This window comes from Candidatus Hydrogenedentota bacterium, from assembly GCA_019695095.1.
Classification (GTDB): Bacteria; Hydrogenedentota; Hydrogenedentia; order Hydrogenedentales; family SLHB01; genus JAIBAQ01.
Map to the genome: position 1 here is coordinate 1 of JAIBAQ010000262.1, position 6,631 is coordinate 6,631.

General features: G+C 55.8%; 5 protein-coding genes. 3 read left to right on the top strand and 2 right to left on the bottom strand.

Annotated elements, in window-relative coordinates; all coding sequences use genetic code 11:
* Nucleotides 1-455 precede the first annotated feature (455 nt).
* Nucleotides 456-3,053, bottom strand: coding sequence for a hypothetical protein (locus K1Y02_24275; GenBank protein MBX7259499.1), 2,598 nt, complete (start codon nt 3,051-3,053; stop codon nt 456-458).
* Between the two features lie 456 nt (nt 3,054-3,509).
* Here K1Y02_24275 and K1Y02_24280 point away from each other — a divergent pair, with 456 nt between their 5' ends.
* Genes K1Y02_24280 through K1Y02_24290 form a run of 3 tightly spaced genes read left to right on the top strand, consistent with a single transcriptional unit; the run spans nt 3,510 to nt 6,374 of the window.
* Nucleotides 3,510-4,397, top strand: coding sequence for a sce7726 family protein (locus K1Y02_24280; GenBank protein ID MBX7259500.1), 888 nt, complete (start codon nt 3,510-3,512; stop codon nt 4,395-4,397).
* A 5-nt stretch (nt 4,398-4,402) separates the two neighbouring features.
* Nucleotides 4,403-5,338, top strand: a complete 936-nt coding sequence (locus K1Y02_24285) for a sce7725 family protein (GenBank protein ID MBX7259501.1) — start codon at nt 4,403-4,405, stop codon at nt 5,336-5,338.
* A 10-nt stretch (nt 5,339-5,348) separates the two neighbouring features.
* Nucleotides 5,349-6,374 carry an RES family NAD+ phosphorylase gene (locus K1Y02_24290; GenBank protein MBX7259502.1) on the top strand — a complete coding sequence of 342 codons (1,026 nt, stop codon included), beginning with the start codon at nt 5,349-5,351 and terminating at the stop codon, nt 6,372-6,374.
* Nucleotides 6,375-6,403: 29 nt separating this feature from the next.
* Here the strand turns inward: K1Y02_24290 and K1Y02_24295 are convergent.
* The coding region (locus K1Y02_24295; GenBank protein ID MBX7259503.1) for a hypothetical protein at nt 6,404-6,631 on the bottom strand (228 nt) is incomplete at its 5' end.

Sequence of the window (6,631 nt, forward strand, 5' to 3'; positions counted from 1 at the left end):
TCGATGAGCGGCTGCCATCAGGCCGCCAAGGCGACTATCTGTCGCTCAGGGTGTAACGCATGTCTCTGAACTCGTTTGTTACCCATGTACTTGACTCCTACACCCCGTTGCGCCGGCCCTGCGGGCTTCCCTCGCTGCGAACCGCCGGCCCGGCCGGCCGCTCAAACTCGCCTTCGGCTCGGACATCGCGTCCGGACTTCCCCGGTCCGCCAGTCCTCCGCTCGGCGGCGCAAAGGGGGAGGAAAACCGGTGGTTGGGGACGGTTAGGGATGTTGACAAGCGCGAGGTGGCGGCTTGTCGGCCTGAACGGACGTTGGGGCGGGATGTCGACGAGGTCGGCTATGCGTCGATGAGCTACCACGTGCCAAGAAGACGGGGGGCTCGTTTGATGGCCGTCCCGCGTGTCGCGTGAATTCTGCCGACCATTGCCGGCCTATGACGCGAATACGCCTTGATTAACTTCCCGACGTTACCCGGATTGAAGTTATGTGAGCGACCGTAGCGTGGAGGTCTAACGACAGCCGCACAATGTCTTGCCCGAATTCATCTTTGGCCGCTGCAAAGTCACGGCCTGCGAATTTCGCGCGCACTTCAAGAAGTGCCGTCCTAACATTGCGTGCCCACTCAGCAATATCCTGTGTACCAAGAAAATAGACATCGTCACAATGCGGCTCCGCTGACGGTTGCACCTTATCGACAGGCGCCACCATGACGGCGATTATCCGGATGTTTTTCTTTCCCTGGGTTTCAAAGAACTTAACCCATTCAACGTGTCCCTTAGCCTGTAGCAGATCCTTCTTGGCTATGCCGCGTCCGCTTTCGAGTTTTTCCGACTTCGCCTCGAAACAAACCCACGTCGCATCACCGAGTCTCCAAATTACGTCTGGATCACCTTGCTGGCCTGGAGCATTGGCCTGGGCACCGAGAAGCTGTCCTAGGCCTACAAGACCTCGATGAAAAGCTCTGTGGTTCTGAGTGTCGGCGAGATCGGTCAGCAAGCGATCTGCAAAATCGAGGAATCGCTTGCCGGACCACCCTTGCTCGTCAAGCGTTGTCCATATCCTTTCTAGAACGATGGCTGAAAGATCGTCGATCGTTTCTGTTGTCGACAATGTGGTCGATCTCACTCTGATGACGTGGTCCAGCCAGCCGGCATTAATCCCCGTACTCTTCGCTCTGGTCAGGGCATCGATCTCGGCTGTCTTGTTCTTTCCTAATCTTGCTGCGAGGGACGCAGCATAGAGCCACCAGCACCTGTATCCAGCCCAGTCCCTGCCAGAGAGCTTGTCGGCGATAGCGCGAGCTAACTCATTGGCCCGCGAGAAATCGCCAGCCCAATATGCTTTTGCATTTGCAACCTCAAGTGACGCGGTACCAATTGACGCGGGAGGTGAAATCGCTGGCGTCTGCGCCGCATGGTCCAAAATGGATTGTTCTGCATCACCGCGATAGGCCTTGTCCGCTATGAGACCGGAAATCATTTCGGCAAAACCATCAGGGTCCAATTTCAATTCGCGCAACTGCGTACGTCCCCACGCAATTTCTGCTTGTAGCGTCTGCGGGAGGAGATGAAGAAGTGCGTTGTTTGTTGCAGCGTTCACCAAGGACTCGCCGAACAAAACAATTACAGCAAAGTCGGTAGCGTTCCGCGTGCATCGCCCCATGCCTTGCACTAGGCGAGTTGCCTCCCGCCAGCGCAAGGCCGGGCCGAGCTTCCATCCGGATGCCAGGTTCGCTTCCAGTTCATTTGTGGCCTTCGGACTCTCACTCAAGAGAAGTAATCGACAGTCATCGTCTGGGAGATCGAGACCATCGTAGCGATTCGCCAATTCGAGTACGGTGTTGTGGGCATCAGTGAATTGACCCAAGGACTCCTCGATATCCGATGCTTGAAGGGTTGAGTAGTTGAAACTGCCGAGGCCATCTCGTAGTAGTTGGTCGGCCCGCTCCACAGCGGAAAATGATGGCGCGATGAGCACCGCACGCTGAGGTGTCAATTGGGTCCAGACGGAAGCCAACGCGCCCCAAGCCTGATCTTCGCCCATGCTCAATTCCGGGACAAAGACAAATCGGCGACCATCCTGATTTTGGGCGGCTCGAATTGTCTCAATCTTTTCGACCGCGTACGCCCGCTTAAGATCTTCGACGTCGCCCAAGGTTGCCGAAAAGTAGATTCGATGAGCTGCGTCCGAGAACGGGGGATGATCAAACGTCGGAATGATGTAGGGCCTGACAGCAACCGATGATTTGGAGACGAAAATGTGGCAGGCGTGGAAGTGCGACTTCACCTGAGACCAAGCGTACGATAGGGACGATTGAGGTTGAATTTCGGTGTCCAGCACTTGTATGAACTGGTCACGAGCTGGCGCGGCTAGCCCCATGTCAACGATTTCCACTTGATTGGGCTTGGTCGCTTCGTTTAGGGAATTCTGCTGTGTCTCTGTCATCAACGGCCACATCGTCGCGACGAGGTTTGCGTAAAGGTCCGGATGATGTTTCGCCGTGACTCGAAGCGTCCACATTGCCGCCGCGAATTCACCGCCGCCATGTGCGTCGTCAAATACAACGGCGCCGCAATTCGCAATGATCGGCCTTACGTTGAAGTGGTTGCTGTAGGTAGATACGGCAAGCGCCGAGCCGTCGAGAAACTTCGCCTCTTCAGTCCGGGATCTCCGTTCTTTGTTTCCTCTGAGGTCCGCGACTGCAATCCCGAGCGCGTGTGCTTCTCCAATCACCTGAGCCGCCAGCTGATTGGTCAACGTAAGAAACGCGGTGCGCGTCTTACTGTGCCTGCGATGCCATTCGGCAATGAGGAGTCCAACCGTTGTCTTACCCGATCCTGTTGGCAATTCGAACGCAACATCCGGTTCTAACGTGTAGTCGGCGTATTCGCGCAGTACATCTTGTTGCGGACCACGGAGATACGCATGCGATTTTGCTCTGCCGGACAGCGCGTAAAAGAGTTCTTCTGGAGTGCCGGTGGTTCCGATTGGCGGCGGCTTCTTGAATGAAGGTCTATTAGCCATGGCGTGGAGCATTCGTGAAATGCCCATATGATGGCACGATATTGCGCTATTGAGGGGGTCATCTCACTTTTTGTGGTTTCAGTCGAGTTAATGATCGACATGGCCTCGGTCAAGTGAATCCCATAGAAGACGAGAATCGCCTAAAGTCTGGCATCAGTTCGGCCAAGACGGACCTTGGGCAGTCTCGCCCCCTACGTCGGCGGTACCACGCATTGCTGTCGTTGGCTCGGTAGCACCGGCGAATGGCAGCGTTCAGCGCAGCGAACTCACCTTCGCATAGGCTCGATTAACTCGAACTGGACCGGCCTCTGGATCTTCCGCGCGACCATCTTGGCTGTCGTTGGCATTTGGAAGCCGGGGGAACGCAGACCCGATGAGGCGGGACGAAATTGCCTCAAATCTCCCATTGAGTGTGCAGGCGCAGAGCACTAGAATGCTAAATTATCGAAAAAAGGATGCCGTGGCGTGACGAAGCGCAAGGAAATGGCACAGACGACGAATCAGCTATCCGCCCTGTCTCGCCTTTTTTCATCCGGCGTATTCCGAGAAATGGCTAAGAAGGGGCGCTCACCATTGTTCGCGCGTCTCTTCAGCCAGACCGGCCTCCCGTGCCGTCGCTCTTCCGGTGTGACGGTCGCTTCGGCCTTCGACACAGCCTTCGCTGCCCTCCGGAAATCCGGATTGCGCGACGAGTACGTCTATCGTTCTGCCTTGACGCGGAACATTCTCCTGGGACGGCATTCCTTAAGAACGGCTAGCATGCTGACGGAGTTTCGGGCTGGCTCATCCAAGGCCGACCTGGTCATCCTAAATGGAACAAGCACGGTCTACGAGATCAAGTCGGACCGCGACTCATTGGCTCGCCTGGCCAATCAGCTTGCGAACTACCGCAAGGTGTTTGCGAAGATTTACGTCATTGCTGGCGAAGCTCACGTTCAGGGAGTGATGGATAGCACTTCTGGTGACATCGGCGTGCTTAGTCTTGTGCGCTGGAACCGAATTCAGACGGTTCGTGAGGCGGCCGATCGACCAGATCTTGTAAGCCCCGTAACCATCTTCGAATCCCTTCGTTCAACGGAAGCGCGTGCCATTCTCGAGGAACTCAAATTACCAGTGCCGGATGTGCCGAACACCATGCTGCATAGTGCCATGCGCGGCTGTTTTGCACGACTGGACCCCGCGGAAGTTCACCATCAAATGGTTCGGATATTGAAGCAGACACGCAACTTGGCACCTCTTGGCGAGCTTGTCGACCAGTTGCCAGTATCGTTGCAGTCCGCGGCCCTGTCGATTCGAGTGCGGCGCGCAGACCATGAACGACTCGTTGAAGCGGTACACACGCCGCTCGGCGAAGCAATGGCCTGGGCATAGCCCGCATGTATCACCCCTATTTCCGAGGAAAGCAGTTTGAACTGATCGCAATCCGCGAAACGGCCGCGCTGCTCGCCGGATCGGGGTTCGTGCCAATCATAGAGCCGGTAAGGGAAACATTGAATGGACTTGGCCGGACATTGAGTGCGATTTGCGAGGCGGCCGGCAAAGCGATCGTCATCATTAACCCGTACCACGGCGACCATGCCGAAGATGGCGCAGGAATATCGGCTCTCCTGAAGAGGGATTTCTTGAACCAGCAGGGGATAACTGCGGGCATTCTGGTCAAAGAGGATATAGCACCTGACGCCGCGTTTGATCTGTACGAGCAGCACATCGAGCATAAGCCGACATTCATCCACGCTGGCTTTACCGAGGCGAAGGTCCTTGCCGAGAAGCTAGGAGACGACCTCGCGAGCACGCAGCATGTCTTCTTCGAGAAGCATTGTGGCAAGCTGTACCGGAAGCACTTTAAGCGCGGCAAGCGCATTCTTCTACGCGATGGATTTCAACGGCGCCGCAATGCGGATCATCCGCCCATAGAAGAATTTTCGGATCTCCATGTCACGTATAACGAGGAAGACATGGACGGGTTTGGCGACTTCCTCATTGTTGGCGACGAGTACATCGAGGGCGGTGGGCCGGCGTACGCCGTCGCCATTCATCTAACCTTTATCGATCCTGATAAGGACGATGTGATGTACATCAAACATTTCGTCTCAACGACGAAAGACACGCCGACAGACCCCGCGGGAAAGTTCGCCGAAGCGCTAGACAAGCTGATTGCCGAATTGAAATCAGGCACATCTAAGCTGATCGAGAGCGATGCGATTAAAGAGTTTCGCGATCTTCATGCAAAACACCATTTTCCGGGACTGGGCCATGTAAAAAAGCTTTCGATGAAGCATCATATCGAGACGCTTGCGGACTTCCTAGCCTAAGTCGCGTCCCATGGCCGAGCAGTATTGCTGCCCTGAGTGTTTTGACGATCGCGGCCTGCGGAAGTACATCTTTCCCACGCTTACTTCATCTAGCGGCCGTTGCAGTTACTGCGGTTCGGAGAACGTAGCGCTCGTTAGGCCCGCGCAGCTCGCCGACGTGTTTGAGATGCTCATCAGCGTCTACGAGTCGGACGCAGATGGAAAGTCTCTCGTTGAATGGATGAAGGAGGATTGGCGCCTCTTTTCACACCCCAAGATGGATAACGCGCACGCGAAGGAACTGCTTGGCGAAATCCTCAACGATGGAGAGATTGTCCGGCAGTCCTTTTCGCCTTCTGCGGCGTATAAGAGTGAGGGGCTTGTTCGCTGGGAGTCGTTGCGCGACGAACTCATGTACAAGAACCGATATTTTCTCGATGAGAAGATTGATGCTGATAGGCTAAGCCAGCTACTCGATCATCTGCCTGCCGACGACATGCCTGAAATTTGGTACAGAGCGCGCATTCAGACTAGCGACAAGCCATTTCCGATCACCGACATGGGGGCCCCTCCGAAGCACCTTGCCACGCACGGCCGCGCGAACCCTGCGGGTATCCCTTACCTGTATCTCGGGTCGAAGCCTGAGACGGCAGCGGCAGAAGTCCGTCCCCATACAGGAGAAGTTGCGTGCGTCGCCGATTTCAAAATCGCGAAGCTTGCCGCATGCGACCTACGTGATCCGCGCAGACTTGTTTCTCCGTTTCTCCTTGCGGACGCTGGCGCCATAGGTCAGATGCGGGCTGATATTCCATTCCTCGAGCGGCTAGGTGAGGAACTAACCCGCCCCGTATTGCCGCGAAGTGCTGCCATCGACTATCTTCCGAGCCAGTACCTATGCGAGTTCATCAAGAAATGCAATTACGATGGGGTTGTCTATCGCAGTTCAGTCAGTGACGGAATCAACCTTGCGCTGTTTACCCCCGCAAAGGCCGTTGCTGGCTCCGTTTCTCAGTTCAATATCGCTCGCGTTTCTGTCGAGGTAGCTCGGATCGCCTGATAGTCTTCGCCCGCACGTATCGTTTGGCGTTAAGGACTAGGTCCCTCATCACCCAATGCATCATCGGACGCGTGTCCTAATGAGCGAAGTTGAATCACGCGTGAGATTTGGGGAGCTCCCGGGTCTTCCAGTGTAACCGTCCAACCGCCCCGCCTTGAAGGCGCGGGTTGAAGCGTAATAGTGTCCGCGTATTTCTTGGCGGACACATGGACACTAAGGTAGCGAAGCCGGCCGGTCGGCGGACGCGGCGGCGGCAC

Coding starts and splice junctions, on each gene's coding strand:
- K1Y02_24290 (MBX7259502.1), top strand. CDS start 5,349: ATGGCCGAGCAGTATTGCTGCCCTGAGTGTTTTGACGATCGCGGCCTG.
- K1Y02_24275 (MBX7259499.1), bottom strand. CDS start 3,053: ATGGGCATTTCACGAATGCTCCACGCCATGGCTAATAGACCTTCATTC.
- K1Y02_24280 (MBX7259500.1), top strand. CDS start 3,510: ATGGCACAGACGACGAATCAGCTATCCGCCCTGTCTCGCCTTTTTTCA.
- K1Y02_24285 (MBX7259501.1), top strand. CDS start 4,403: ATGTATCACCCCTATTTCCGAGGAAAGCAGTTTGAACTGATCGCAATC.